This window comes from Roseibium sp. 10G30-5, assembly GCF_055809635.1.
In genome coordinates this window covers 171,552-198,338 of record NZ_JBVVUH010000001.1, presented here as the reverse complement: position 1 = coordinate 198,338, position 26,787 = coordinate 171,552, and the positions used below count along the sequence as shown (strand labels likewise).

Sequence of the window (26,787 nt, the reverse complement as noted above, 5' to 3'; positions counted from 1 at the left end):
CGTCGCCTGATTGATCTGAAAACGGCGCAGCCGACCTCTTGGGGTTGGCTGCGCCGTTTTTCATTCCACTTTTCAATGGCTCATCGGATCCTCAGGCTCTATGGACCCGTACCAGAGTGGCAATCAGAAGGGCGGTCCCCAGCAGGGCAATAGCCCCTGCCGCGAAGGCACCCGTCACACCGAAGGCTTCAAGAATTGCTCCGCCAGCAACAGCCCCAATGGCAATGGCAAACTGGACCGAGGAACCGAAAAGAGCGCCACCGGCCTCGGCATCGTCAGCCAGAACCAGCGTGATCCATGTCGTCCAGCCAACGGGCACACCCCCGAAGGCAAAGCCCCACAGGGCGATGGCTGCCATTTCCACCCAAAAGGATTGGCCACCGTCAAACACCAGGATCAACCCGGACACCGCCATCAACATCGGCATCAGCAGCAAGGTCATTTGCAGGCTGCGGGCCAGCATCGCCCCAGCCGCAAACGTGCCAAGCAGATTGGCAATCCCAAAGATCAGCAGCACCAATGAAATCTGATCAAGCGGCAGATTGGCAATCGTTTCGAGATAGGGCCGCATGTAAGTGAACATGGCGAAGTGACCGGTGAAGGCCAGCATGATGGCCGCAATGCCCGCAAAAATGCCCGGTCGGCGCAAGACATCCCAGACCGCGCGCAGGGGCACTGCTTTCTCAGGCGACATGCACGGCAATGTTTTCAGCTGGAACAGCAAGGTCGCAAGCGACAGTCCCGCCGCCAGCAGAAACACCGACCGCCAGCCAATAAACCCCTCAAGAAAACTGCCCAATCCGGTGGCCGCGATTGTCGCAATCGGAACACCGCTGAAAATCAGGGAGAGGGCACGCGGCACATTCTCCGGGTGAACCAGTCGCATGGCCGTGGCAGGCGCCAGAGACCAGAATGCGCCAAGCGCAACGCCGAGCAAAAACCGGCCAATCAGCAAAAGCACGAAGGATCCGGCAAGAGCCACAGCCAGATTGGCAACCAGCATCAGAGCCATCAGACCCAGCATGACCACGCGACGATCCAGCCCCTTGCTGAGGGGGGCCACCAGCAAACCAGCCAGCAGGGCTGCAACGGCAGTGATCGTGACCGTCTGGCCAGCAAGACCTTCCGCGATGTGCAGATCACCAGCAATGGGCGTCAACAGACTGGCGGGCAGAAACTCTGCCGTGACAAGACTGAAGACCCCGAGCGCCAACGCCCAAACGGCAGGCCAATGCGTTTCCTGCGTCGCCTGTGTTGCCGCGTCTTCCGACCCGGTCAGATTTTGTAGTTCCATGGATAATCGCTCCGCATCTGTTTCCTGTCTGGAAAACCACTTGCAGGAGACCTATGTTGGCAGAGCCGTTCATTCTATCACTGAAAGACTTTAATGGTTGATCAAAAGTCCGAAAATGCTGCAGTGCAATGGGTCAACGAGCTGTTGATGGGAATGCGCCTGTCCGGCGTGAACTATCAACGGATTGAACTCACCCCGCCCTTTGGACTGGCTGTCGGGGACGAGGGCAACTGCGCACATTTCTACTTTGTTGCACGAGGAACTCTGCTGCTTGTCTTGCCGGATGGCGAGCCGATTGAAGTTCACGCAGGTGGCGCCGCTCTGTTGCCCCGCCTCGGTGCTCACAGTCTGCTCTCTCATACCAACGTGCAAATACAACCTTTGGTGTCGATTGATCGGCACACCATCTGCACTTCGTTTGATTGCATCAAACGCTGCGATGAAGATTGTCCGGAACCAGAAGTCGTGATTTTCCGAGGCCGTATGCGTCTCGACCTTGGCAGTATGCAGGCGATCCTGGAAACAATGCCCCCAGCCATTCTAGCCAGAAGCGTGCTGTCACAGCAACCCGAGATGCTGCATATTCTCGAAGCCATGGCCCGAGAAGCGGAGCTTCAGCGGGTTGGCTCGGCCGGTATTCTCTCACGCATGGCCGATGTCATTGCAGCCAGCCTGATCCGAGGGTGGGTGGAGCAACGGGTGGCCGAAAACCATGGCTGGGTCCTGCCACTTCGAGATCCGCGTCTTGGCCGTGTGCTCGCCGCCATTCACCGCGATCCAAGTCGGGACTGGAGCATCCATCTGCTGGCCGACGAGATGGGCGCGTCGCGCTCCGTCTTCACCGCACAGTTCCGCGCCGAATTGGGCGTGGCCCCAATGGAGTATGTTACCCAGATCCGCATGCGCCTTGCACGAGAATGGATCGTCGACAAGGGCTGGACCATTGACCAGACCGCCAACACTCTTGGATATGGATCACGCGCCGCCTTCAGCCGCGCCTTCAAGCGTGTTGTCGGTCGCACACCCGGCGAGGAACGCCGGACCATCGGTACTGCCCCCTTTAAAAAAGGGTTCGGCTGGCTGTTTGGTCAGTCGAAGCCCAAGCGTGTCTAGAGAACTGCCTTGGCGCGTGATGGCGCGCCAAGGACAGATGGCAATCAGCCGATATAGAGGGACTTCGCGTTGACGAATTCCTTCATGCCGAAGCCACCATGCTCACTGCCGTAACCGGAATCCTTGACGCCACCAAAGGGCATGTTGGGGATCGCGACATTGTAGGTATTGATGCAGACCATGCCGGTGTCAAAATGCTTCGACGCCAATTCGCGGGCCTTGGCTGTGTCCTTTGAGAAGATCCCGCCACCAAGACCATAGCGACTATCGTTGGCAATCCGCATTGCGTCTTCATCGTCCCTAGCCTTGATCACGGATGCGACCGGACCAAACAATTCATCATCATAAGCGGGCTGGCCGGGAGCCACATCCACAAGAACTGTCGCCGGATAGAACGCGCCTTTGCGATCCGGCACTTCACCGCCGCAGAGTGCCCGTGCGCCTTTCTTAATGCTGTCGTTCACCTGCACGGCGAGCTTGTCGCGCAGCTTGTCACCAGACATCGGGCCAAGGCCGGTTTTTTCATCGGTCGGGTCGCCCATCTCGAAGGACTTCATCCGCTCGGTAAATCGTTCCACAAAGGCATCATAGTTTGCCTCCGTGACGATGAAACGCTTGGCGTTCACGCAGGTCTGGCCATTGTTATAAATACGACCGGCCGCACAACTCTCCACGGCCACATCAAGGTCGGCATCATCAAGCACCACATAGGCATCGTTCGATCCCAGTTCGAGCACCGTTTTCTTCAAGTGCTTGGCGGCTTCCTGCGCCACGACACGGCCAGCGCCATCACTGCCAGTCAGCGTTACACCACGCACCAGCTTGTGGGCGATGATTTCGTTGGACTGATCATGATCAATGACCAGAACGGTGAACAGGTTCTTGGGCAGGCCTGCTTTTTCCATCAGATCGCGCAGGAACAACCCGCTCCCCGTGCAATTGGCCGCATGTTTCAGCAAAATACCATTGCCGGCCATCAGGTTGGCAATGGTGTATCGCATGACCTGATATGATGGGAAATTCCATGGCTGAATGCCGTAAATCACCCCAACCGGCGAATAAGTAATCACGCCGGTGCCGCCGGGAATATCGCGTTCCTCGTCGGCCAGTTCCTTCGGGCCAGCGTCAGCGGTGAAATCGCAAATCGCAGCACATAGGTCCACTTCGTCGCGGCTGTCGCTGATCAACTTGCCAACTTCCTGCGTCATCAGGGTGGCCAGTTCTTCCTTGTTGTCGCGCAGAGCCTGACCGACGGCCTTGATCTTTGCGGCACGGTCTTCAAGCGAAACCAGCTTCCACTGGGTGAACGCCGCATGGCAGGCTTCAACGGCCTTTTCTGCCGTCTCTTTGCTCATCAGATCGTAGGATGAGAGCACGTCTTCTGTTGCCGGATTGATCGTTTGGATCTGGCTTGTCATGACTGTCTCCTGGGGCCTGTTGTTATTGTCATGGACTAACAGATGGCTTGCCCAATCGTTCCTGCGATGCACCAAAACTGGTCGGTTCTTTTTCAAAAGCTGCAGTTCAAAAGCCCGGTGCCCCTGCCTGCATGGCCGTCCGAACTTTCCCGCTCCTCAGGCGTTTCCTGACAGATGCATCAAAAAGGAAGAAGGCCATGACCAATGTCGTGATCACCGGAGCCTCTGCGGGGGTTGGACGGGCTGTCGCGCAACGCTTCGCAGCACCAGGCAATTGCGTGACCCTGATTGCCCGCAACAAAAAACGGCTTGAAACAGCCGCGCAAGAAATCCGGCAGGCAGGTGGCGAAGCGCTTATCGCGCCGCTCGACGTGGCAGATGCCGAAGCCGTTGAACGCGCCGCAGCGAAAGCGGAAAAAGCCTTCGGTCCCATCGACATCTGGATCAATGTCGCCATGGCAACCGTGCTGTCCCCCGTTTCGCAAATGACTGCGGAGGAATATCGCCGGGTGACAGAGGTGACGTATCTGGGCACCGTCAACGGCACATTGTCGGCCTTGAAACGCTTCAACCGACAGGGCTGGGGCACCATCGTCCAGACCGGATCGGCACTGGCGTATCGCGCGGTGCCGCTGCAATCGGCTTATTGTGCCGCCAAGTCTGCCATTGTCGGCTTCAGCGATTCCTTGCGCACCGAACTGATGCACGACAACTCCTGCGTGGCATTGACCGTCTGCCATCTGCCAGCCGTCAACACACCGCAATTCGACTGGGCGCGTAACAAGATGAAATATCGCCAACGTCCGGTCGCGCCGGTGTACACACCAGAGCTGATTGCAGACAGCATTCATTACGCAGCGTTTCATCCAAAACGCGAATACTGGCTGGGCTTCCCGGCAGTGAAGGCAATCCTGTCGCAAAAACTAAGCCCGGAAGCCGGTGATTTCGTCATGGCCCGGACCGGTTACTCCGGCCAGCAGACCGATGAGTTGGAGGATCCGGAGCGCGCCGACAATCTGTTCGACACAGTGGATGGCGACTGGGGCGCCGAAGGGCGATTTGGCGATGAGGCACAGGACACCTCAACAGCCATGCAAATCAGCCGAAACGGTGGATCCCTGTTGGTGGCGGGCCTCACCCTGGGGCTGGCGGCCACAGCGGCAATCGCGGTCTTTGCAGGCACACGGCGACGCTAAATAGTGCTTCTTGGCCGAAAGCGGGGCTGAACATTCACTCCTGCTTTCGGGCCTCTGCCAGCGCGGAAATCGCGGCAATCATCCCGGCGTGCGACAGGCCTTGCGGAAAATTCCCCAGTTGCTCGCCGGTTTCCGCATCATATTCCTCGGACATCAGCCCCAGATCATTCACGGCGCAAAGCATGGCCTCAATCTGGGTTTCAGCCTCATCAAGCCGCCCGGCCCGCGCCAGATAATCAGCCGCCCAAAATCCACAGACGTTGAATGTGCCATCACAGCCGGGCAATCCGTCGACACCATCTGCATAGCGGCGCAGATATGCGCCATGACCAAGACGCGCCCGGATCCGTTCATAGGTCGCGACCATTCTTGGATCATCTGCTGCGAGGAAGCCGATACGCGGCAGCAACAGCACACTGGCATCAAGCCAGTCTTCATCCAGTGCGCCGGTGATCGCGCCGATGGTTTCATTCCACGCCCGTGCCATGACAAGGTCATGGATGCGATCCCGCTCCCGTGTCAGCTTGTCGACATCCACCTCGACAGCGCCCATCTCATGCAATGCAATCAGGCTGTCGAGAGCTGCCCAGCACATCGCCTTGGAATAGGTGTGATGGCGCCGTGGGTTCGGCATTTCCCAAATGCCATTGTCGGGCAGGGTCCATTGCTCCATCACCACATCGCCGAACTGCGCCATACGGACAGCTTCTCCGGGATGCAGCTTGCCTTGCTTCGCGACATAGCAGCGCGCCGTCAACAGCATGGAGCCATAAGCATCAAGCTGCAATTGCTCTGCTGCCGCATTGCCGCATTGCACCGGAGCGGACCGATGATAGCCTTCCAGCGTAACAAGGGTCTGCAAATCCAACGCCCGGCCTGGATTCAACGTGTACACGGTCTCCAGATAGGGGGCAGACGATCGGCTGGCAGCCATCAGCCACCGGAAGAAAGCTTCAGCTTCGGTAGTCATTCCCTGATCAAGGAAAGCATTGAGGACAAAATAGGAATCGCGCAGCCAACAGTAGCGATAATCGAAGTTTCGCACACCGCCGATGACCTCGGGCAGAGACATTGTGGGGGCGGCAACCACCGCACCACTGGGGGCATGAACCAGCAACGACAGCGCCATCAAGCTGGTGTGCATCTGTGTGGCAAAGGGACCATCATAGGTCCGCTCCCGCTTGCGGTCACGCCAGCAGGCGCGGGTTGCGGGCAGCGCCTTCCACACAGCCTCTGCGTTTTCCAGATAACCCGCGCCACCCTGCGTGATGGTGAGCAGAACATATCGTCGCTCGCCTTCGGCCAGTGTGATCTCGCCTTCCAGCAGGCCATTGCGGGTTTTCTCAAGCTTGATATCGCCGTCAATGACGACAATGTCGCCATCATGCGCAAACCGCCATTGCCCGTTGCAGCCCTGTTCCAGATCCGGCAGGTGCGCGCCATAATCAACCCGGGGGTTCATCCGAACCGCAACGGGCATCTTGCCGCGTTTGCCCTCCATCAGCCGCACGATGGTGCGCCCGAAACTCGCAACCTGTTCCAAACTGTCGGGCAGAACCATAAAATCGGTGACGTCAATTTCCGCATCTGCCGTGCAATGAGTTGTGGTGAGAATGGGACCATCCGCATCGTAACGACGCTTGGATGTCTGGGCCGCTGTCGCCGGACCTGCGAAAAAATGCCCGCCCCGAAACTGGTCCAGCATCCGGGCAAACAAGGGGTCGCCGTCAAAATCCGGCCCGCAAAACCAGTCAATCGCTCCATCGCGTGCAACGAGGGCGACCGTGCGCGTGTCGCCGATGATCGCATAATCCGCAATCGGCACGTATCCCGCTCGTCCTTCGTAAAGCCCTTGCCCGGTTTGAAGGGTGTCGGAAGACGTGTCTTGCTTGGTCACGAGCGCACTCACTTTAAGGTCTCACGGCAATGCCGCAGCTTGTTTATCCTTCCTCTTCAACGACCTGCGCCAGTTACAAGTTCCCGATCCCCACACGCCGGCCCCCGAGAACACAAGAAGGCATTGCCGGGCTGTTGCCGTGACCACTCAAATGCTCAACGGCAGGCGGCTTTAAATCCGCCTGCCGGGAAGAAGGGGAGGGGCAATCAGCCAAGCGTCCGGGCCCATACGGTCTGGGCATTCGTGAATTCACGCAGGCCGAAATGCGAGAGTTCACGCCCGTAGCCACTCTTTTTTACGCCCCCACTGGGATGCGTGGGTTCGAAACACTATAGCCATTGATAAAGACGCCACCGGTCTCCATTTGCTGCGCAAATCGGTGAGCACGGACAATGTCAGACGTCCAGAGATTGCCACTGAAGCCGAAATCACTGGTATTGGTAAGGTCGATCGCATGTTCGGCGCTCTCGGCGGCTCTGTTGCAAAAATTTCGTCGCTGCTTGATTGAGGGCGGATACTTCTAGGCGAGATTTTTGATCACGATTTCAAGTGGTGCCATTTTCAGGGTGAGGTGATTTTGTGGGCAGTGCATTGGCATTGCCGCTACGGGGTGAGTTACCGCGATCTCGGAGTTGAAGGCCGAAGGCAAGTGTCCGAAAGAGCCTGTGCACCGGCAAATCAAATACCTGAACAACGTCGCCAAGGCCGATCATGGCAAGCTCAAGCAACTGCTGATCAAGCCAGTCCGAGGTTTCAAGACGGTGAAAACGGCCTATGCGACCATCAAGGGCTTCGAGGTGATGCGGGCGTTACGCAAGGGTCAGGCCGCGATCTTCAACTCGACCGGTGACATTCGCGGAGAGGCCCGCATCATCGAACGTGCTTTCGGGATTGGACCGAGCGCTCTCGCTGAGGTAGTGGCGCTGCTTAATCAGAACACCGAGGCGAAGACCGCTAAGGGCCGAGGTGACCAGGCATCGTCAGCCGAAAACAATTTTTGCAACAGAACAACACCGGGTCTTTTGGGGTTGGATGAGTTCAAGGCCTTAGCCAGAAAGCGATAGACAGCAATCTTCGTTGCATCGGTCACAAACGCCCAGATCAGAGAATAAGCCCAGATGATACCGACATCGAACCAGCTCAGCGGTGCCATCAAGCCGAGGGGCCACAGACACAGCAACGTCGCCAGCACCTTGGTGCCAACGGCAGCCCAGATCATCGAGGGCGCAGGCCAGGGCCGCGTGATGTACCAACTCCGGGACCGGGCGCTGAACAGCGCCAAATGACCCGATACCGCCATCTTCAGGAAAATATAGGTCTGGATCTTGTCGACAGGCAGTTTCAGCCAGTCCATCGCCAGCCACAGCATGAGGAAACTGCCGATTGTGCCCGTGACGCCCATCACGGTAGAGACAGAAAGCACCCGGTGCATGTTCCAGCGCACCGGTTTCGGATCAAGCCATGTCTTGTCATAGGCAATCGTCATGATCGGAATGTCGTTGAAGAAGGCGAGCAGGATAATCATGATCGCCGTGATCGGGTAGAATCCATAAATGATCATGGCCAGCACCACGAAAATCATGATGCGGATGGTCTCGTTGATGCGATAAATCGCATAGGAGTTCATGCGCTCGAAGATGCGCCGTGCTTCCTCTACGGCCTTGATGATGGTCGAGAGACCGGACTGGGTCAAAATGAGGTCTGCGGCGGAGCGGGCGGCATCGGTGGCACCACTCACGGCGATACCGACATCAGCCTGCTTCAAGGCCGGTGCATCGTTGACACCATCCCCCGTCATGCCCACCAGATGTCCATGCGCCTGCAAGCTTTTGACGATGGCGTATTTGTGCTCGGGAAACACTTCGGCAAATCCGCCCGCTGCCGCAATCCGCTCGGCGCTGTCGGCGACAACCGACTTGCCGTCCGCACCGAAGACATCACTCGCGGGAATAATATTGCGGCCGAGCCCCAGCGTATCGGCAATCTCACGCCCGATAGCGGCATTGTCACCCGTGACGAGCTTGACCGAGATGCCATGATCTCCGGCTTCGGAAATCGTGCGCGCGGAATCCTCGCGTGGTGGATCAAACATCGGCAGAATGCCGAGGAACTGCCACGCTTCACCCGCCTGTTTGCGCGCAACACCCAGAGCACGATTACCTTTTTCAGCCAGCTTGGCAACGGTTTCGGCCGCTCGCTGCGCATCTTCCGCCGCCAAGGGGGCCAAGGCAAGAATGACCTGCGGTGCTCCCTTGGTGACCTGAACCGACTGCCCCTCCGGCGACGTGACCGTGGCCTCTGTCCGCTTGCCGACGGGATCGAAGGGCAAGAACCCGGTCTGCCGCTCAGGCATCGGTTATAGCCGGGTCACTCAATCCGGCGATGACGGCGGCATCAATAGCGTCGCCATTTTCAGCGCGTGACGCGAGAGCCGCGGCCAGAATAACATCCTGTGCGCTGTCGCTGGCAAACAACACCGGCTCACCCAATGTCAGCCGGTTTTGCGTCAATGTGCCCGTCTTGTCGGAACACAGGATATCAATGCCCGCCATTTCCTCAATGGCTTGAAGGCGGGAGACGATGGCCTTTTGACGCGAGAGCTTCAGCGCACCCGCAGCCATTGTGACCGAGAGCACTGCGGGCATGGCAACCGGGATGGAAGCGACCGTCAAGATAAGCGCGAATTGCACGACCTCCAGCACCGCCGTTCCGCGGTAAAGTTCAACGCAAATCAAGACGGCGACCAAAAACAGACTAAGGACAATCAGATAGTTGCCGATGGCCAGAACGGCCTTTTGAAAATGCGACGGCGCACCTGCGGTTTGAACAAGTTGTGCCGTCTTTCCAAGCAAGGTCTTGCTACCCGTTGCGCTGACAAGAGCCTGCATTTCGCCTTGTCGGACAATCGCACCGGAATAGGCCATGTCGTTGGCCTTCTTGTCGACGGGAAGGCTTTCGCCGGTCAAGGCCGACTGGTCGATGGCAAGATAATCACCGTCGGTCAGCTTGGCGTCCGCCGGGATCACATCGCCAGCGCGAATGCGGATGATATCGCCTAGCACCAGATCAGCGGCATCCACCTGCTGCCACGTACCATCGCGGCGTACCCGGGCGCGCAACGCCAGTTGACCTTTGAGCGCATCAAGCGCGTTGGAGGCCTTGTACTCCTGCCAGAAGCCGACGCAGGCATTGAAAACCAGAAGCGCCAGGATGATCAGAAAGTCAGGCCAATGCCGAACCAACGCCGACAGAACCGCCGCCACTTCGATCATCCAGGGGATCGGCCCCCAGAAATAGCCCAGAAACGTCAGCACCAGACTTTGTTTTTGCTCCATCAGGCTGTTGGGGCCCAAGGACTGTCGCCGGGACGCGGCCTCGGCTGTGGTCAAGCCGTCTGATGTGGTGGCAAGACGGTTGAAAACCTCTTCAGCGGCAAGGGTTTCAACCTCCTTGCTGTCAAGGCTTTGAACGGCACGAGGGCCGAAAGATCCTGTCGTCATGGGGATGTCTTTCAAGGTTGAACAGCGCCATGCCCAACGATCCGCGCGCAATGGCGGGCAATCATCAGGTCTTCATTCGTAGGCAGGGCCAAAACGGTGACGGCACTGTCCACCGTGCTGATACAGGCTTTACCCCGGGTGTTGGCACGCCGATCCAGAGTAATGCCAAGCCAGCTTGCCGCCTCACAGACCGCTGCCCGGATCGGCGCCGCGTGTTCGCCGATGCCGCCGGTAAACACAAGCGCATCGAGACCGCCAAGCGCTGCGGCCAGTGACCCCAGCTCACGCAGGACACGGTGCGTGAAAAGCGCAACCGCCTCGCGGGCACCAGCTTCCGGGCTTGCCAGAAGCTGCCGCATGTCATTCGAGATTCCGGACACGCCGAGCAGACCAGACTTGCGATACAACAGGTCTGTCAGCGCATCGGCGTTCATGCCCTTTTCGGTCAGCAAATAGAGCAGCACCCCGGGATCGAGGGCCCCGCTACGCGTACCCATGGGCAATCCGTCCAGGGCCGTGAACCCCATGGTCGAGGCGACAGAGCGCCCCTGATGAATGCCGCACATGCTGGCACCATTGCCAAGATGAGCCATCACCACGCGCCCCATCGCCTTGTCGTCAAGGTACTCCGGCAGACAGGAGGTGATATATTCGTAAGAGATGCCATGGAATCCGTAGCGCCGTATGCCGGCCGCCGTCAGCTCACGCGGGAGAGCGAAATGGCTGACTTCTGGCGCATTCGTTGTGTGAAACGCCGTGTCAAAACAGGCAATCTGAGGTAGACCCGGCGATGCTTTCGCCAAGGCGCGGATGGGTGCCAGATTGAAAGGCTGATGCAACGGGGCAAGCGGTGTCAGCGCTTCCAGCGCTGTCAGGATGTCAGCATCCACCCGTACCGGACCGGTAAACTGCGCGCCGCCGTGCACGATGCGGTGTCCGGCAGCCACGGTCGTCAACCCGGCCTCATGGTCTCCAATCCAGCGCAGCACCAGGTGCAAGACCCGTTCGTCTTCCACGCCAGCGGGCAGGGTGTGAAAGAAGGGCGCATCGCGTCCAGTTTCGTGGATCGTCAGGCGGCGCGCCTCACCAACTTTTTCCGCAAGCCCTTCTGCAACCGGAACCGGTCCTTCGGCTTCAAGGGCAAAGATCCCGAACTTCAGGCTCGACGACCCGGCATTGAGTGTAAGGACTGCGGAGGTCATGCGACGCGATCCGCTGCTTCGGCCTAGGACCGGGCAATCAGTACCGCCGCGGCGCAGGAGGCCAGACGATTTTGTGCATCATCTGCCCGACTTGTCAGGATAATCGGCACCCGCGCGCCCTGCACGACCCCGGCAATGCGGGCGCCCGCCAGATACTCGAGTTGCTTGGCAATCATGTTGCCTGCATCAAGATCCGGCGCGACAAGAATATCGGCCCGTCCTGCCACCGCTGAAACCAGACGCTTCGTGGCGGCAGCGGCAGGAGACACCGCCGTGTCGAACGCCAACGGACCATCGACGATGCCACCCGCGATCTGGCCGCGATCTGCCATCTTGCACAGGGCAGCAGCATCGAGGGTCGATGGCATCCGGGCATTGACCGTTTCAACAGCCCCCAGCAGGGCGACGCGGGGGGTCTCGACGCCCAAGGCCAACGCCATATCGATGACGTTTTGAACAATATCCCGCTTGGTCATCAGATCCGGCGCAATGTTGATAGCCGCATCGGTGATGAAAAGCAGTTGTTCATAGCGCGGCACATCCAGCACAAAGACGTGGCTCAACTTGCGTTCAGTACGCAGGTTGTTGGCAGGATCCATGATGGGATGAAGAAACTCGTCCGTGTGCAAACTGCCCTTCATCAGAGCGAGCACGTCCTTGTCACGCGCCAAGGCGGCGGCGTGGGCGGCGGCGGCGTGCGAATGTTCGGTCGCAATGAGGCGATAGGGCGAAATGTCCAGCCCGGCCACCTCGGCTGCAGCGCGGATTTTGTCTTCCGGCCCAATCAGCACCGGCTCGATCAATCCCGCCCGGGCCGCGTCAACTGCGCCTTGCAGGGCATTGCTTTCCACCGGGTGAACCACAGCGGTCAGTAATGGCGGCGTTTCGACAGCCTTTGCAATGATCGCCTGAAACTTCGCCCCCGGATGCTCAATCACAACATCCGGCAAGACAACCCGCGGGCGACGGATCTTGTCGCTGGGAGCAATCACCAAAGCGGTCCCATCAATGACGGTTTCGCCCTTCTGGTTGATACAGGCGCAGGCGAAGGTGATACGGTGATGCTTGGCGTCCTTCTCCTGTGCCGTCACGCTGACCGTGACCGTATCCCCCAGACCCACGGGCGCGAGAAAGCGCAGGCTCTGATCCAGATAGATCGTTCCAGGGCCCGGCAATTCGGTTCCAAGAACCGTGGAAATCAGCGTTGCGCCCCACATCCCATGGCCTATCACCCGATGAAACATATCGGTCTTGGCAAATTCCGGATCGGTGTGCGCCGGATTGACATCGCCTGACATACTGGCGAACAGATCAATGTCGCGCTGTTCGAGTGTACGAACGAGTTCTGCACTGTCCCCAATGGCAATGCTGTCAAAAGTCCGGTTTTCAATAAAAGACGAAGCTGCTTGCTGCATGATCTGGATCTCTGTGCTGAGTCAGTCGGCGACGTGATAACCGCCATCAACGTGGATTATTTCGCCTGTCACCGCGTGGGCAGCATCGGAGGCAGGAAGCCCGCCATCGCACCCACATCTTCAATGCCGACAAGCATGTGTTCGGGCGCGCGGGCGGCAGCGCGTTGCATCAACTCGTCAAAGTGGTCGATACCAGAGGCCGCCCGCGTGGCCAGCGGGCCCGGCGACAGCGCATTGACGCGAATGCCTTTCGGGCCCAGCTCCACCGCCAGAGACCTTGTCACGGCCTCCAATGCGGCCTTGACCGGGCCCATCAGATTGTAATGCTCCACAACCCGCTCGGCGCCATAGTACGTCATGCACATCAGGCTGCCGCCGTCTGTCATCAGTGGTTCAGCCAGTTTCGCCATGCGGATGAACGAGTGAACAGAAACATCCATCGCCAGCCCAAACCCAGAGGCCGAACAATCCGTCACCCGGCCATGCAGATCGTCTTTCGGGGCAAAGGCTATGGAATGCAGCGCGAAATCCAGTCGCCCCCATTTACGCCGCACGGCTTCAAACACCGCTTCGAGTGCGCCGGGAACCTCCACATTGCAGGGCAGGATGATCGGGGCTGCAAGCTCGTCGGCAAGCGGACGCACATAGCCCTCCGCCTTGTCAGACTGATAGGTGATGGCAAGCTCCGCCCCCAGATCGTGGAAGGCGCGTGCACATCCCTACAGGCAATGGACTTGTCATTGGCGACGCCGAGAACAATCCCGACCTTTCCTTCCAGAGAACGCATCAAGATCTCCTATTTTTGCAAGACGTAGGTGCCGGGCGCATCACACAAGGGGGCAAGACTGCCTTCGACCGATCCCATTTCAGGCGGGGCTTCTTTCGCACCAGATCGCGTAGCCAGCCACTCCTGCCAAGGCAAACCACTGCGAGCCATTGACCGACGCGGTGTCCGCCTGCCAGTCGTCCGGCCCTTGCCACATATCCTCGGCCGCCTTTGTCGACATGCGATAGCTGCGATGGGAATGTCCCGGTTCACTTATGATGCCTGCGTTGTGACCGCCCGTCGTCAGCAGGAACGTCATTTCCGAGGCAGACATCAGCCCGATTTTATACACCGAGCGCCAGGGAGCGACGTGATCATGCTCTGCTCCGACCGCAAAAAGCGGGGTGCGAATGTCCGTCAAGACAATCGGACGTCCGTCAATTTCATAGTGCCCTTCCGCCAGGGCATTTTCCAAAAACAGCTTGTTGAGATAATCTGAATGCATCTGATAGGGCAGGCGCGTCGCATCGGCATTCCAGGCCATCAGATCATTCATCGGTCGGCGGTGGCCCATCAGGTAATCGCGCACCATCCGGGACCAGATCAGGTCGCTGCTGCGCAACATCTGAAACGCGCCAGACATCTGACCTGCTTCCAGTAATCCCCGGTCCCACATCAGATCTTCGAGGAATGCCACCTGCGCCGGATCAATGAACAGCATGATCTCACCGGCTTCCGTGAAATCGGTTTGCGCTGCCAAAAGCGTCAAGGATGCAAGCCAATCCTGTTTTTCACGACCCAGAAGAGCGGCGGCGAGCGACATCAAGGTGCCCCCCAGACAATAGCCAACGCCGTGAATTTGCCGATCAGGTAATATCTTGCGGATGGCCCGCATGGCCGTAAGTGGTCCGTCCTCGAGATAATCCTGCAAGCCGAGATCCCGATCCCCTTCACCGGGATTTTTCCAGGAGATCATGAACACCGTATGACCCCGATCGACGAGGAATTTGACCAGAGAATTTTCCGGTGAAAGATCGAGAATATAATACTTCATGATCCAGGCTGGCGTGATCAGGATCGGCTCGCGGTAAACTTCTTCGGTCGTCGGCTCATACTGGATCAGTTCCATCAGCCGATTGCGCAAGATGACCTTGCCGGGAGAAACCGCGACCGCCTCGCCAACTGGAAACTGATCAGCACCGACGGGAGGCAGATGCGCGATCGTGCGTTGCCAGTCCTCAAAGGCGTTCTGGATGCCTTGCATGAAATTCATGCCGCCCGTGCGTTGCCATTCGCCCAGAACCTCTGGGTTGGTCAGCGGAAAATTGGACGGAGAAAACATGTCCATGATCTGCCTGCCGGCGAAATCCACCATCTCCAGATGATGTTTGCTGGCACCGCGCACATTGCGGGTCGAGGCGGCCAGCGTTTTCTCGGCCAGCAGGAAAGACTGGGCAAAGGCCGAAAACGGCAAGGCACTCCATTCAGGAGCAGAAAATCGGCGGTCCCCCGGCTTGGGTTTGATGTAAGGCTGCGGTTCCGCCGCATCGACGGTCAGTGCCAGATGCGAGGCCAGATCTGACGCCTCACGCAGGGCATTGCTCCACACGTCCATGCGATGTGCGGGGGCGTTGGCCAAATGAACGGCCCAGTCAAAGAAAGCCGCAATGCCAGAGGCAGGGGAAAGACCCATCGTGCCTTCCGCCTCGCGGGCATGCAGCCAGCGATCATAAGCGTCTGTAAGTGTATCTTCCATGGGAAAGGTCCTTTCCTGCCGCAATGCGGCACTTGTCTCGACCTGACCTTAATCTACTGCTGACCAAGGAAAATTGACATGGATCAAAGTGCCGCAGTTTAGGTTGTTTTCTTGCAGTGCATCCAATTCCAGATTGCACACCTCCGCAAGACCGTTGTGACAAGCGACAGCAGCGCTTAGGGTGTGGCCAATTCCCGCCTGTGGTTTCCAGCCAAAATTGGAATGTTATGATGTCACGCCCGCGAAAGCCTGCCGCCGCACCAGAGCTTGCCATCCGCGCCTTGCCATTCGGGCAGGCGCCCTATGATCGCGCCCTGCAAATTCTGAGTGTCGACGAACGACGTCGACTGGCCGAGATCGGCACGTTGATGACCCTTGAACGCGGCGCAACGCTGTTTCGCGAGGGGCAATCCGCCACGGCCATTTACGCCATCGCCTCCGGTGTGCTGAAGACATCGAGAGTGTCTCGGGACGGCCACGAGACCATCACGGCGTTCCATTTCGCAGAAGACCTTCTGGGCCTCGCCGAACTGGGGCATTTCGTCAATTCGGCCGATGCGGTGCAAACCGTTCAGGTGTACCAGTTGCCGCTGTCGCGATTGGAAGCGTTGCTGCGCAGTGATGCTGCGCTGGAACTGCACATCCTTTGCAAGCTGTGCCATGAACTGCGCGAAGAACAACGCCACACAATTCTGTTGGCCAGCGAAACGGCGCGTGTGCGCCTGCTCTTGTTTCTGTCGCTGATGCTGGAGGAAATGCCACCATCGCAGATTGACGGCGATCGTTTGCATTTGCCAATGGGTCGACAAGACATTGCCAATTTCATCGGACTTTCGGTCGAAACCGTCAGCCGCATGTTTCACCGGTTGGCGGAGGAGGGGCTGCTGGAACTCCCCCACCCCCGCGAAGTCATCCTCGCAGACCGCGCCGCCTTCGACGCTGCCGTCGGCACCTGGTCATCAAACACCGCCGAAGTCCGCAATCTCAAAGCGTGAATGAATGCCGCGCTCGCTGCCCATTCGTTATACCGGATGCAGCAACGACAAACCCTCCGCATCAAACGCATGCAGGCTCATCGGATCAGCACGCAGACAAATTCGTTCTCCCTGTGTGCCAACGTCAGAGCGAACGCTTTTATAAGTCAGGGCATTCTGGTCACCGGGAGCAGCATCCAACTGGATGTGGTAGAGTGCAAATTCTCCAAATTCCTCAATGACATCAATAACACCCTCAAGTCCCGTTTCTCCCGATTTTGCCTGAATCAAATTTTCCGGACGGATGCCTATTGTCTGTGTCCTGTCAGGCAGGATTTCGGTCCTGTTGGAGAGGGCCAGACTTGCGAGTTCGGAAGGAAGAAAGTTCATCGTCTGCCCGCCGATGAAGCCAGCAACGAAAGCATTTGCGGGTGCCCGGTACAGCTCCAATGGTGTGCCCACCTGAGCCACCTCGCCACCGTTCAACACCACAATCCGATCGGCAAGCGTCATGGCTTCCGTCTGGTCATGCGTCACATAAACCATGGTCGTTCCAAGCCGGGCATGAAGACGGGCAATTTCGACGCGGGTCTGACCACGCAAGGCCGCATCCAGATTTGACAGTGGCTCGTCGAACAGGAAGACCTCGGGCTCGCGTACGATGGCTCGGCCAATGGCGACACGCTGTCTTTGCCCGCCTGACAGAGCCTTGGGAGACCTTTCAAGATACGGCTCCAATTGCAGGATCTCCGCTGCTGCGGCAACCTTCTGAGCAACCGTGGCTTTGGGTGTACCGGAGAGTTCCAATCCAAAGGACATATTCTCGCGCACCGACATATGCGGATAAAGCGCATAGGACTGAAACACCATGGCAATACCTCGCTTGGGCGCAGGCGTATTGTTCATCACCTTGCCACCAATGGACACCGTGCCGGAGGTGACATTTTCCAGTCCTGCAATCATGCGCAACAACGTTGATTTTCCGCAACCTGACGGGCCAACGAAAACGATGAACTCGCCATGCTTGATATCGAGGTTGACGCCCTTGATGACCTCAAGGGCGCCAAAAGATTTGCGAACATCATCCAGATGCAGATCAGCCATTGCGACCTCCCTTGGTCAAGTCGACATGCAGTGTCACAATCTCGAAGGGACGGAAATCCAGCACTACCGAGTTGTCGTCGATATACAGCGGTTTGCTTGCCTCTTCTTCCATCAGGTTGACCTTGCGCACCCGACTGACCGGCAATCCGAACCGCACGGTGCCCTGCGCGCGTCGGTTGGCGTGCTCGAACAAACGCAGGATCAGGCCGTCACCGCTCTCCGCCCGCTTCACGGTTTCGATTGTCACATTTGGTGCATCGATCCCGGCAAGGCTGAAACTGTCGCAGGCCTGTTCCGAGATCGTGCCCGTGAGACGCAATGGATTATTGAAGCGTTCTGCGGCATGATGCACCACTTCGAAGTCACGTAGGCCCTCATGCACCATCAGCGCATAGCGCATGTGATGGGGACCTTGATCAGCGTTCGGATTAGGTGAAACCGAGCTGCGCAACAATGTCAGACGCACAGTCTGCTCGTGGGCGTCATAGCCGTACTTGCAGTCGTTCAAAAGCGTTGCGCCGAAGTCCGGTTCGGACATATCCACCCAGCGATGCATGGAGGCCTCAAACCGGGCTTTGTCCCAACTTGTGTTGCGATGCGTGGCACGGGTGACGTGCCCAAACTGGATCTCAGACCGGATGTCAGAGACATTGAGATCAAACGGGAACAGTGCCTTCAATACCGTGTGATGCTCGTGCCAATCGATGAACGTGTCAAATTCCACGCAATCGGCGTTCTTCTCAAGCGACACGATTTGCACCACCTGTGATCCCTGATAGGCCCGTTCGATGCGGATTGCCGCCCGATGCGGTCCGGTCTCCACCACCGAGATGTCAGCCTTTGCCGCGCTTAATGGCCAGAATTGCTCCTCGAAGTAGGCATCAACATCCCAGGCATCCCAGTTGATCGACTTGTCTTCATAGGCAATGAGTCGGTTGGCCGTTTCGCCCGTCGCAATCAGTTCGCGCTGGCGGAGCTTGTCGAAAACGGACGTGATCTCCCCTTTGGCATCAAAGGCTACAGCGACCTTAGAATTTTCCAGATGCGATTGTGATACCGACAAGGAGCCAGCCGCAGCCGAGGAAGGCCCGACACTGGAAAGCCCCGTCCAACCCTGCGCCTCAAGGCCATGCACAGGAGCGGCAAGAGTGGTGGTCCCATCGGCCTGATGCATGACCTGGACCGGTTCGCTGATACCGGCTGAAGCGACGGTATCGCCCGTGCCTTCAGGCAGGATCACCAGATCACCCTCACGCGATTGGCTGGTGAAATTATAGACACGAGCGCCTGTCTCCGCTCCGCGCAAACTGGTTTCCGCCGCGCGCAAAGGGCCATTGGCGCTGTGAAGTTCAGCAAACAGCGCGCCATAGTCCTGACGGGCATCTTCGTACACTTCCATGATGGAGGTGCCGGGCAGAATGTCGTGGAACTGGTTGACCAGCACAATTTTCCAAAGCCGATCGAGATCGTCAGCCGGATAGGTTGCACCGGCCGTTTCGCTGGCCAGCGCTGCCAGAAACTCGAATTCACGCATGGCGCGCTCGGCCATGCGGTTGTTGCGTTTGGTTTCGCCGATTGTCGTCAGCGTGCCACGGTGCAGTTCCAGATAAAGCTCGCCATGCCAACGCGGGAACCGCTCGGCTTCAGCCTCCATCTTCTTGCCCAACCGGGTCAGAAACGGCTTCAGACCTTCCAGCTTCAACTTTGGAGCACCAGGAATGCCACGCTCCAGCCGCGTACCGCGTGCGATCATGTCGCGGGTCGGTCCACCGCCGCCATCACCATGACCATAGCAAACGACCAGTTCGTCATGCACCGCCTTTGGCTCGTAGCGTTTCCACGCCCCCATCACCTCACTGACCGAAAGATCCGAGTTGTAGGTGGTGTAAATCTCCTCGCTATCATAGGCCTGCGCGGTCAATAGGTGCGCTTTGGTATCGGTGCCATCAATGCCACGCCAGAAGAACGTATCAAACGGATGCTTGTTGGTGTCATTCCAGGACAGCTTGGAGGTCAGGAAATAGTCGAGACCGGATTTGTCGAGGATTTGCGGCATATTGGCGGAATAACCGAAAGTATCCGGCAGCCAGACACAGGTCGGCGTGACACCGAACTCGGTCTGGTGGAACTTGCGGCCCATCATGATCTGGCGGACCATGCTTTCACCCGACACGATGTTGGCATCCGGCTCCACCCACATGGCGCCTTCAATCTCAAGCTGGCCAGACTTGACCGCCTTCTTGATCTCCTCCCACAGCTCGGGATAATCCTGTTTCAGGAAGTGATAGAGCACTGCCTGATTGTACATGAAGATGAACTGCGGAAATTCCTTCATGTTGGTCAAAGCCGTGGCAAAACTGCGCCCGCCTTTCTCGCGCGTATGGGCGATGCGCCACAGCCACGCAATGTCGATATGCGTATGACCGAAGGCCGTAATCGTCGGCTGCACTTCCGTATCTTGCAGCGCATAGATTTCATCAGCGATCTTCCGCGCAGCGGACAGGCTTTTTGCAATCCATCGGTCAGTCCCTCGCCACGCCGGTCAAGCGCCCGCAAGGCTTTGTCGACCCGGTTGAGGATCTGGTGACGGCGCGGATCGTTTTGCGCCAGGCGGCAGGCAACATCAACCGGGGTTTGCAGATCATGATAGAGGCCTTCAACGACCTCATTGCGCACCAGATACTCCACTCCGAAGCCCGCAAGCGGACGGTCGAAAAACGTGAAGGCATCCACCAGAAGGGTGAATTTCTGGCCCGGCTTCGCCTTGCGCATCAGCACCACTTCGGTGTGATTGCCATCGATCGCCTGCGCGATCTGGCCATCGATATAGGCCAGACACTGCGGATCAGTGGTGCCGGGACGCTCTCGCCACTGCGACGAAAACCGCAGCAGAAAAGTCTGCCCCTTTGCCTCTTCCGGTACGACAATTTCCGCCGCAAACCAAGGTATGGCCCTGTTTCTTTGACCAGACCGAGCGCTGTGTAAAGGCAGGCCACCCTTTCCAGCTTGCGGCAAGTGCTTGTGGGGCCTCCATTTCATCTTCGCAGATGTGCCACTGAATTTCACCAAGGCACCGATTGCAGAATTTTAGTTTTCAGGTCCTTCAACAGGCGTTGCAGTTTGGCTTCCTGCTTCACGTCATCGACAGTCAGGTTGAGCTTGGATTTCAGGGGGTTCATATCGTTATCCTTTTACGCCAACCCCTGCGAAACCGGTGTTCATATGCCGGCGCAGGAGAAAATAGACAGCCACGGCAGGAGCCGCATAAATGAGTGAGAACGCTGCGAGATAGCCGAAGTCGATCGCGCCATGCTGACCAAAGGCCGAGTAGAGCCCCATGGACATGGGAAACGACGACTGGGTGCGCGAGAACAGCAGCGGAAAAAGAAACTCGTTCCAGGCGTTGGTGAAGGTGAAGAACCACACCACAGCCATGCCTGCCCGGGACATGGGCAACACGATGCGCCGCAAAATGACAGGCAGAGATGCGCCTTCCACATGAGCGGCTTCTTCCAGTTCCACGGGAACGGTATCGAAGAAATTCTTCAAAAGCAGCATGGCGAAGGGCAGGTTGAGCACCGTTAACGCCACGATGATGCCGGTGTTGTTCAGCAGGCCAACTTTTTCCGCCGAAAAATAGATCGGCACCAGAATGCCTGTTGGCGGCAGCATGCGCAGCAGCACCAGCGACCACAGGAAGGCATTTCGGCCGGGCAGACGCACCCGCGACAGCCCATAGGCCGAGCCCGCCCCGACCAGCAGCGTGAGGGTGGCCGCACCGACTGAAATATAGACAGAATTCCAGAACTGAAGCAGAGAATCGCCCGAAAGCACATGAACGAAATTGGCAACCCCAAGCGAGCGCGGCCACATGAGCTGGCCACTGGCCCTGAGTGTCCACCGCATTGGTAATCAGCTGCAGGCAAAGGGACTGATCCAGATGATCGCCAGAAAGGTGAGTGCCAAAGCCAACGTGTTGGAAGGACGGTTGGTGACAGCCATTACTTTGGCTCCTTCAACAAGCGCACATAAAGCAGCGACAAAACACCGACAATCACCAGCATGGCGACAGAAATGGCACTGCCATAACCCAGTTGCCCAATGCTGAAACTCTGATGATAAAGAAAGATCGACAGCACTTCGGTCTGATGCCCCGGTCCACCGCCGGTCAGCGCGTAAATCAACGGAAAATAGGTGAAGGTCCAAATGGTGATGAAGAGCAGATTGGTGCCGATGTGTGGCCGGATGATCGGCAGCACCACGCGGCGTGTGCGCACCCATGTGCCTGCGCCGTCTACCTTGGCGGCCTCAACCACCTCATGCGGCACATTATCGAGGGCTGCGGAGTAAAGCAGGTAAGACCAGTGCCGTGCCCTTCCATACGTTGGCAATGATGACCACCGGCAGTGCGTAGTTGTTGAGGAAGTTGATCGGCGCATAGCCGAAAGGAATAACCAGGAATTGGTTGACCAGCCCCGACTTGCCTGCCGTAGCAGACCACAGGAACGCGGCCACGATATCCGGCAACAACCATCCCAGCATGACGGACGCTTCAAGCGCACCGCGCAGCGTGCCGCGAAAGTTGCGCAGCACAGTGGCCAGAATGAACCCCAGGATACTCTGGCCGATGATAGCCGAGAAAAAAGTAAAGTTCAGGGTCGTCATCAGGCTTTGCAGAAACCCGCGTCGATGGATCAGACGCTCGTAGTTTTGCAGGCCCACAAAGTGCCAGTGCTCGGCATTCACCCCGTAAAGACCAAGATTGGTGAAGCTGAACACAACGGCCCACAAGGCGAAGTAAAGCAAGATACCGACAAAGATCAGGGCAGGGAGCGCCGCCAGCAACAGGACGGGCAAAGAGCCAGACAATCAGGGACTGGCCCAGTTTTGAGAACTGAGTTTCATGATGATTTCCGACACAAGGGGCAGGTGAGCAAAAGCTCACCTGCAAACAGGGCGGGGCGCCGTTACTTGAGGGTTTCCACCTTGTCTTCGCCGAACTGGTCGACCAGCGCATCGTGATATTCCGCCAGAGCATCCTCGACCCCTTCTCCATCGAGGATGGAGCCGGTAAGCTGCTGGATCTGCGAGGAAACAAACTGATAGCCCGGATAGGTATCACGCCCTGTGGTGTAGGCTGTCAGTTTGCTTGCTGCACTCAGGAAGGCATCGGCCTTGTAGGCGTCTGAATTGGCAATATCCGTGCGCGGCGCAATCAGGCCGCTGTTGACGATCCAGGGCTGCGTGTTCGACACGTCAAGGATCGTTTGCAACAGCTTGACTGCGGCCTCCTTGTTTTTGGATTTGGCGTTGATCGCCAGCGACCAGCCGCCGGAAATATCCGTATGCTTCGGCGCCCCTTCCACCCCGGACCCCGGCTAGGGGGTCCAGCCCAATTCCTTGCGACGCTCTTCAGGAGATGGAATATTTTTCTGTCCGCAGTCATACAGACAGGCCCACTTCCATGACCCACTGGCCAGAATGCCGATTTGATGTTTCTTGAAGGCCTCGCTGTAAGCAGTGTTCAGATCGGTGGCGTAATTGATCGACGGTTCAGTCAGGTTCTTTTCGACGTAAACCTCGTGATAAAGCTCTGCCACACGCTTGAGCGCCGGGCTTGCCCCGATCCACTTGCCCGCCTTGCGATCCCGCAGACGATTGCGATCGCCGTCGGGCCTATCCGCGCCCAGGAGCGCCATGTAGACACCCTGCATGGTCGCGGCCTCTCCCTGCTTGGCCCCCGCAGGCAGCAGAAAAGCGTAGTCAATGCCAGTCTTTTTCTTGATGGTGACAGCGGTCTTGAGGATGTCATCCCAGGATTTAGGCTGCCAAGGCATCTTGATACCGGCATCCTTGAACACGGACTTGTCGTACCAGAGCATTCGCACGTCGGTATCGGTCGGGATGGCGTAAAGCTTATCCTGATAAGAGTTGATGCCTAACAGGGCAGGGACGTAGAATTTGAACTGATCCCAAGACGCCATGGGCTGGTCAAGTTGTTCCAGATATCCCGCAGACGCCATGGCTGACACCATGTAGCTGTCAACGGAGACAACATCCGAGGCGGTTCCCGCCGCCAGATCAACTGCGGCGCGCTTGTCATACCCGCCATTAGGCAACTCGGTGGCCTCGACCTTCTCTCCGGTTTCCTTCTCATATTTGGCAATGCCCGGTTTGATCAACGCGGCATAGCCTTGCGAATACATGATTGAGACATCCGCAAAGGCAGGGCCCGCAGTCAGGCACAAGGTTCCCAGCAGGGCACTTTTCAAAAGGACTTTCATTTTTGGTTTCCTCCCGTGATCGGCTCCACCTTTCGGTATCTCCCAATGAGCCGTCCAACTTAAGGAACCATCGTTTTTAGAGTTTTGCAACGTTGCAATTTTGCAATTCGTGTTAGGATCACAATTGCAGGACGTAGAAAGCCATATATCTGTCTGTGTAAGTGTTTTCAGGCGTTCGCTTTTCGCGTATTGGACGAAATGCAACGTTGCATTTATTTTACTTATCTGGAGAAATCACGCGATGGCGAAGAAGCCGCGTCCCACATTGCAGACAATCGCGGATCGAACGGGACTCAGCCTTTCCACCGTCTCACTCGCCCTGCGTGGTGGAGCCAATCTGAAGGCGGAAACCCGTAGCAAGGTCATGCAGGTTGCCCATGAGGTTGGCTATGAGCCCGACAGGGCAGGGGTACGCCTGCGGACGGGGCGCTCCAATACCATCGGCATCATCCTGGATGGGCGCGAAGATTCAGTCTGGTTCTCGCGACAGCTCATTCACGGTGCCAGCGATGTGGCCCGCAAACACGGCATGGCCCTGAATGTCTATCCGGAGTTTGAACGCGCCGACACGTTGCGCACCATTCGCCAACTGGCGGACGGCGGACTGGTCGACGGCCTGATCCTGACTCATACCGAGCCGCAGGATCAGCGTGCCAAAATGCTGCTTGAGATGGACTTTCCCTTCGTTACCCACGGCAGGACCGAACTTTTCTCCCCCACCCTTATCACGACTTCGATTCTCAGCTCTTCGTCGAAATGGCGCTGGATATTCTGGCCGGATTCGGCGTCCGCCGTGTGTTCACCGTGCTGTCGCATCAGGAGACCTATAACAGCCTCAACATTCACCGAAAATTCGAACGAGGCATCCAGATCCGCGGCATGAGCGGTGAGATCTATGATGACCCCGAGCAGGGCGGCGACCATGTCCGCAACATCCGGGATCTCGGACTGCGACTGAAACGGGAAGGGCGTCTGCCCGAAGGGATCTTATGTGAGAGCGAACTGGTGGCCATCAGCATCGCAACAGGTTTGCGCGACGCCGGTGTTGTTCTTGGCAGAGACGTACATCTGGTCTCCAAACAGACATCAGAGCTTCTCTCCGCACTGTTTCCAAGTGCCGTCGGCCTTTATGAAGGAATCTATGACTCCGGCCGCGAACTGGCCCGCCTGCTGATGGGCCGCTTCGCCGGACAGCCCATCGAAGACCTTCAAACCCTGGTCAAACCAAGACGACTGGACCCAGACGAGCGTATTTGAATACCGCGCCGGCGTGGCGTGCATCAGCTGTGCTGCCACAAGATCGCGGCAAAGCCGGCGCCCCCCTCACATACGTCTGAGCAACAAAAGCTTTGATTTGAATGAATTATGATGCATATACATCATATGACAAATCGCAGCCTTCTCCTCATTCTCGCGTTGGGGGGCATCTGGGGCACCAACTTCCTTTTCATGAAGTTGGCACTAGCCCATATTCACGCTCTGGATCTTGCGATGTGGCGCATCGCCTTCGGGGTAGTGCCTGTGGCAGTCCTCGCTCTCTGGAAACGACAACTGGTCTTGAGCGATCTGCGATCGGTACATCATTTCCTTGCAATGGCCTGCCTTGCCAATCTTGGACCGTATATCCTTTTCATCATCGGCACGGATCACCTTCCTTCTGGCATTGCGGGAGCCATTGCCGGGGCCGTGCCTTGCATCACGGCCATACTCGTCGCCTTGGTCTTGCCGTCCGAAAAACCAACAAGGCGCATGGTCATCGCACTTGCCTTTGGCATGGTCGGTGTGCTGCTTTTGTCTCCTATCGACGGCATAGCATCAAACAGCCATTTGCCCTGGATTGGCGTCCTTGGCAATGCTGGGTGGGTCATTATGTTATGCTGCGGCACTGATTTATGCGCGACGCTTCGTGCAACCGCTCGGGCTTGAACCAACCAAGCTGGCCCTGTACCAGATGATCTGTGCGCTTCTGCTGATCCTGCCAATCTCGCACCCCACCTCGCTGTCAGCTCTTGCAGGGGATCCTTTAGCCCTGACAGGACTGATCCTGGGACTTGGCGTGCTCGGCACGGGCGTGGGCTTCGTGATCTATTATAATTTGATCGCCAGCGTCGGTGCCCTGCAGGCTGGGTCGGTCTATTATATCCCACCTGCCATCGCGCTCGCGCTCGGCACGATATTTCTGGGCGAACAGCTGGATATGCGTGATGTACTCGGCACCCTGCTCATCCTGATTGGAGTCTCATTTTGCCAACCGAAAACCCACGTCTGGATGAAATCGAAATGATCCAATGCGCCTGCACCAACCTGAAGATGGCAGCCCGAGCAACTGGACGCCTCTATGACAAAGCCCTTGCTCCACTTGACTTGAATGCCATGCAGTACGCGATGTTGAACAATATTGCGAAATGCAAGGAGATCCCGACAATGCAGCTTGCAAACATGCTGTCATTGGAGCGAACCGCGCTTTATCGAGCCCTTGCTGTTCTCGAAAAGCGCGGCCTTCTCGTCACCACGCCCGGAAAAGGCCGCGAACACCTCCTGAGTTTGACAGCAAAAGGACATGACCTGCGCACTCAGGCTGCGGTGTTATGGGGAAGCGTTCAAGAACAGTTCATAGAGGAGTATGGCCCGCAATGGCCAGAATTTCTGGATCAGCTACGCCACGCCACAGCGATTGCCGAAAAAGCTGTGCAGCAGGGACACCCTTCCAGACGGCCTGAGCCCCCATCAGAGGGGAAGACGCAGTTCTTTCAGAAATAAGAACTGCGTCTTCTCCTTTCAGAAGCACAAGGCAGCGATGCCCGAACAGCTGTGTTCGACCTCACCGACCGCGTCAGGCAACCGAGGCACCGACACCAGTCCGGGTTA

General features: G+C 57.6%; 22 protein-coding genes and 4 pseudogenes. 10 read left to right on the top strand and 16 right to left on the bottom strand.

Features of this window, described 5'->3' with window-relative positions:
* Positions 1-91: 91 nt before the first annotated feature.
* On the bottom strand, positions 92-1,294 hold the full coding sequence (locus AC0L7U_RS19945; RefSeq protein WP_473696275.1) for an MFS transporter: 1,203 nt from the start codon (positions 1,292-1,294) through the stop codon (positions 92-94).
* Positions 1,295-1,387: 93 nt separating this feature from the next.
* Here AC0L7U_RS19945 and AC0L7U_RS19940 point away from each other — a divergent pair, with 93 nt between their 5' ends.
* Positions 1,388-2,407 carry an AraC family transcriptional regulator gene (locus AC0L7U_RS19940; RefSeq protein WP_473696272.1) on the top strand — a complete coding sequence of 340 codons (1,020 nt, stop codon included), beginning with the start codon at positions 1,388-1,390 and terminating at the stop codon, positions 2,405-2,407.
* A 44-nt stretch (positions 2,408-2,451) separates the two neighbouring features.
* Here the strand turns inward: AC0L7U_RS19940 and AC0L7U_RS19935 are convergent, their stop codons facing one another.
* The gene (locus AC0L7U_RS19935) at positions 2,452-3,825 is read right to left on the bottom strand and encodes an NAD-dependent succinate-semialdehyde dehydrogenase (protein ID WP_473696270.1); all 1,374 of its coding nucleotides are present in this window, start codon (positions 3,823-3,825) and stop codon (positions 2,452-2,454) included.
* A gap of 197 nt (positions 3,826-4,022) precedes the next feature.
* Here AC0L7U_RS19935 and AC0L7U_RS19930 point away from each other — a divergent pair, with 197 nt between their 5' ends.
* Positions 4,023-5,021, top strand: coding sequence for an SDR family oxidoreductase (locus AC0L7U_RS19930; protein WP_473696268.1), 999 nt, complete (start codon positions 4,023-4,025; stop codon positions 5,019-5,021).
* Positions 5,022-5,055: 34 nt separating this feature from the next.
* On the opposite strand, the gene AC0L7U_RS19925 is transcribed toward AC0L7U_RS19930, so the two are convergent.
* Together AC0L7U_RS19925 and AC0L7U_RS19920 are read right to left on the bottom strand one after the other, a co-directional pair.
* A complete protein-coding gene (locus tag AC0L7U_RS19925; RefSeq protein WP_473696266.1) occupies positions 5,056-6,930 on the bottom strand; it encodes a glycoside hydrolase family 15 protein in 1,875 nt (624 codons plus the stop codon).
* 194 nt (positions 6,931-7,124) lie between these two features.
* A pseudogene (locus AC0L7U_RS19920) lies at positions 7,125-7,390 on the bottom strand (aldehyde dehydrogenase family protein); the annotation flags it as partial.
* Positions 7,391-7,538: 148 nt separating this feature from the next.
* Here AC0L7U_RS19920 and AC0L7U_RS19915 point away from each other — a divergent pair.
* Positions 7,539-7,862, top strand: a pseudogene (locus AC0L7U_RS19915) (DDE-type integrase/transposase/recombinase); the annotation flags it as partial.
* Here the strand turns inward: AC0L7U_RS19915 and AC0L7U_RS19910 are convergent.
* The 5 genes and pseudogenes from AC0L7U_RS19910 to AC0L7U_RS19890 all read right to left on the bottom strand — a co-directional run bounded on the left by AC0L7U_RS19910 (position 7,850) and on the right by AC0L7U_RS19890 (position 15,557).
* Positions 7,850-10,418 (bottom strand): annotated as a pseudogene (locus AC0L7U_RS19910) (plasma-membrane proton-efflux P-type ATPase). The pseudogenes AC0L7U_RS19915 and AC0L7U_RS19910 overlap by 13 nt on opposite strands.
* An 11-nt stretch (positions 10,419-10,429) precedes the next feature.
* Positions 10,430-11,620: an acetate/propionate family kinase gene (locus tag AC0L7U_RS19905; RefSeq protein ID WP_473696264.1), complete on the bottom strand. Its 1,191-nt coding sequence runs from the start codon at positions 11,618-11,620 to the stop codon at positions 10,430-10,432.
* Positions 11,621-11,643: 23 nt separating this feature from the next.
* A complete protein-coding gene (locus tag AC0L7U_RS19900; RefSeq protein WP_473696262.1) occupies positions 11,644-13,035 on the bottom strand; it encodes a bifunctional enoyl-CoA hydratase/phosphate acetyltransferase in 1,392 nt (463 codons plus the stop codon).
* Between the two features lie 21 nt (positions 13,036-13,056).
* Positions 13,057-13,822, bottom strand: a pseudogene (gene fabI / locus AC0L7U_RS19895) (enoyl-ACP reductase FabI).
* 79 nt (positions 13,823-13,901) lie between these two features.
* Positions 13,902-15,557, bottom strand: coding sequence for a PHA/PHB synthase family protein (locus AC0L7U_RS19890; RefSeq protein ID WP_473696260.1), 1,656 nt, complete (start codon positions 15,555-15,557; stop codon positions 13,902-13,904).
* A gap of 230 nt (positions 15,558-15,787) precedes the next feature.
* Here AC0L7U_RS19890 and AC0L7U_RS19885 point away from each other — a divergent pair, with 230 nt between their 5' ends.
* Positions 15,788-16,552 carry a Crp/Fnr family transcriptional regulator gene (locus AC0L7U_RS19885; protein ID WP_473696258.1) on the top strand — a complete coding sequence of 255 codons (765 nt, stop codon included), beginning with the start codon at positions 15,788-15,790 and terminating at the stop codon, positions 16,550-16,552.
* A gap of 27 nt (positions 16,553-16,579) precedes the next feature.
* Here the strand turns inward: AC0L7U_RS19885 and AC0L7U_RS19880 are convergent, their stop codons facing one another.
* Positions 16,580-17,635, bottom strand: coding sequence for an ABC transporter ATP-binding protein (locus AC0L7U_RS19880; protein WP_473696256.1), 1,056 nt, complete (start codon positions 17,633-17,635; stop codon positions 16,580-16,582).
* Positions 17,628-20,084 carry an alpha-mannosidase gene (locus tag AC0L7U_RS19875; RefSeq protein ID WP_473696254.1) on the bottom strand — a complete coding sequence of 819 codons (2,457 nt, stop codon included), beginning with the start codon at positions 20,082-20,084 and terminating at the stop codon, positions 17,628-17,630. Before AC0L7U_RS19875 ends, AC0L7U_RS19880 begins: the two co-directional genes overlap by 8 nt.
* A gap of 59 nt (positions 20,085-20,143) precedes the next feature.
* Here AC0L7U_RS19875 and AC0L7U_RS19870 point away from each other — a divergent pair, with 59 nt between their 5' ends.
* The gene (locus AC0L7U_RS19870; protein ID WP_473696252.1) at positions 20,144-20,620 is read left to right on the top strand and encodes a hypothetical protein; all 477 of its coding nucleotides are present in this window, start codon (positions 20,144-20,146) and stop codon (positions 20,618-20,620) included.
* A 198-nt stretch (positions 20,621-20,818) separates the two neighbouring features.
* On the opposite strand, the gene AC0L7U_RS19865 is transcribed toward AC0L7U_RS19870, so the two are convergent.
* From AC0L7U_RS19865 to AC0L7U_RS19845, 5 genes are all read right to left on the bottom strand, one after another.
* A complete protein-coding gene (locus AC0L7U_RS19865) occupies positions 20,819-21,541 on the bottom strand; it encodes a carbohydrate ABC transporter permease (RefSeq protein WP_473696250.1) in 723 nt (240 codons plus the stop codon).
* Positions 21,542-21,636: 95 nt separating this feature from the next.
* Positions 21,637-21,963: a carbohydrate ABC transporter permease gene (locus tag AC0L7U_RS19860; protein ID WP_473696248.1), complete on the bottom strand. Its 327-nt coding sequence runs from the start codon at positions 21,961-21,963 to the stop codon at positions 21,637-21,639.
* Between the two features lies 1 nt (position 21,964).
* Positions 21,965-22,504 carry a carbohydrate ABC transporter permease gene (locus AC0L7U_RS19855; RefSeq protein ID WP_473696246.1) on the bottom strand — a complete coding sequence of 180 codons (540 nt, stop codon included), beginning with the start codon at positions 22,502-22,504 and terminating at the stop codon, positions 21,965-21,967.
* 98 nt (positions 22,505-22,602) lie between these two features.
* Positions 22,603-23,001, bottom strand: a complete 399-nt coding sequence (locus tag AC0L7U_RS19850; RefSeq protein WP_473696244.1) for a hypothetical protein — start codon at positions 22,999-23,001, stop codon at positions 22,603-22,605.
* A gap of 12 nt (positions 23,002-23,013) precedes the next feature.
* On the bottom strand, positions 23,014-23,919 hold the full coding sequence (locus tag AC0L7U_RS19845) for an ABC transporter substrate-binding protein (protein ID WP_473696242.1): 906 nt from the start codon (positions 23,917-23,919) through the stop codon (positions 23,014-23,016).
* 241 nt (positions 23,920-24,160) lie between these two features.
* Here AC0L7U_RS19845 and AC0L7U_RS19840 point away from each other — a divergent pair, with 241 nt between their 5' ends.
* The 5 genes from AC0L7U_RS19840 to AC0L7U_RS19820 all read left to right on the top strand — a co-directional run bounded on the left by AC0L7U_RS19840 (position 24,161) and on the right by AC0L7U_RS19820 (position 26,679).
* Positions 24,161-24,802 (top strand): LacI family DNA-binding transcriptional regulator, encoded by a 642-nt coding sequence (locus tag AC0L7U_RS19840; RefSeq protein WP_473696240.1) that lies wholly within the window; start codon positions 24,161-24,163, stop codon positions 24,800-24,802.
* Positions 24,715-25,176: a substrate-binding domain-containing protein gene (locus AC0L7U_RS19835; RefSeq protein ID WP_473696238.1), complete on the top strand. Its 462-nt coding sequence runs from the start codon at positions 24,715-24,717 to the stop codon at positions 25,174-25,176. Before AC0L7U_RS19840 ends, AC0L7U_RS19835 begins: the two co-directional genes overlap by 88 nt.
* Positions 25,177-25,302: 126 nt before the next feature.
* Positions 25,303-25,845 carry a DMT family transporter gene (locus AC0L7U_RS19830; protein ID WP_473696236.1) on the top strand — a complete coding sequence of 181 codons (543 nt, stop codon included), beginning with the start codon at positions 25,303-25,305 and terminating at the stop codon, positions 25,843-25,845.
* On the top strand, positions 25,772-26,203 hold the full coding sequence (locus AC0L7U_RS19825) for an EamA family transporter (protein WP_473696235.1): 432 nt from the start codon (positions 25,772-25,774) through the stop codon (positions 26,201-26,203). The genes AC0L7U_RS19830 and AC0L7U_RS19825 overlap by 74 nt, the downstream gene beginning before the upstream one ends.
* Positions 26,164-26,679, top strand: a complete 516-nt coding sequence (locus tag AC0L7U_RS19820) for a MarR family winged helix-turn-helix transcriptional regulator (RefSeq protein WP_473696233.1) — start codon at positions 26,164-26,166, stop codon at positions 26,677-26,679. The genes AC0L7U_RS19825 and AC0L7U_RS19820 overlap by 40 nt, the downstream gene beginning before the upstream one ends.
* Positions 26,680-26,787 lie beyond the last annotated feature (108 nt).

Bases quoted from the DNA above. Each gene is read 5' to 3' on its own strand.
- AC0L7U_RS19890 (WP_473696260.1), bottom strand. From the start codon at position 15,557: ATGGAAGATACACTTACAGACGCTTATGATCGCTGGCTGCATGCCCGC.
- AC0L7U_RS19880 (WP_473696256.1), bottom strand. From the start codon at position 17,635: ATGGCTGATCTGCATCTGGATGATGTTCGCAAATCTTTTGGCGCCCTT.
- AC0L7U_RS19905 (WP_473696264.1), bottom strand. From the start codon at position 11,620: ATGACCTCCGCAGTCCTTACACTCAATGCCGGGTCGTCGAGCCTGAAG.
- AC0L7U_RS19825 (WP_473696235.1), top strand. From the start codon at position 25,772: ATGCTGGGTGGGTCATTATGTTATGCTGCGGCACTGATTTATGCGCGA.
- AC0L7U_RS19845 (WP_473696242.1), bottom strand. From the start codon at position 23,919: ATGAAAGTCCTTTTGAAAAGTGCCCTGCTGGGAACCTTGTGCCTGACT.
- AC0L7U_RS19940 (WP_473696272.1), top strand. From the start codon at position 1,388: ATGGTTGATCAAAAGTCCGAAAATGCTGCAGTGCAATGGGTCAACGAG.
- AC0L7U_RS19840 (WP_473696240.1), top strand. From the start codon at position 24,161: ATGGCGAAGAAGCCGCGTCCCACATTGCAGACAATCGCGGATCGAACG.
- AC0L7U_RS19900 (WP_473696262.1), bottom strand. From the start codon at position 13,035: ATGCAGCAAGCAGCTTCGTCTTTTATTGAAAACCGGACTTTTGACAGC.
- AC0L7U_RS19945 (WP_473696275.1), bottom strand. From the start codon at position 1,294: ATGGAACTACAAAATCTGACCGGGTCGGAAGACGCGGCAACACAGGCG.
- AC0L7U_RS19865 (WP_473696250.1), bottom strand. From the start codon at position 21,541: ATGCGGTGGACACTCAGGGCCAGTGGCCAGCTCATGTGGCCGCGCTCG.
- AC0L7U_RS19885 (WP_473696258.1), top strand. From the start codon at position 15,788: ATGTCACGCCCGCGAAAGCCTGCCGCCGCACCAGAGCTTGCCATCCGC.
- AC0L7U_RS19930 (WP_473696268.1), top strand. From the start codon at position 4,023: ATGACCAATGTCGTGATCACCGGAGCCTCTGCGGGGGTTGGACGGGCT.
- AC0L7U_RS19830 (WP_473696236.1), top strand. From the start codon at position 25,303: ATGACAAATCGCAGCCTTCTCCTCATTCTCGCGTTGGGGGGCATCTGG.
- AC0L7U_RS19935 (WP_473696270.1), bottom strand. From the start codon at position 3,825: ATGACAAGCCAGATCCAAACGATCAATCCGGCAACAGAAGACGTGCTC.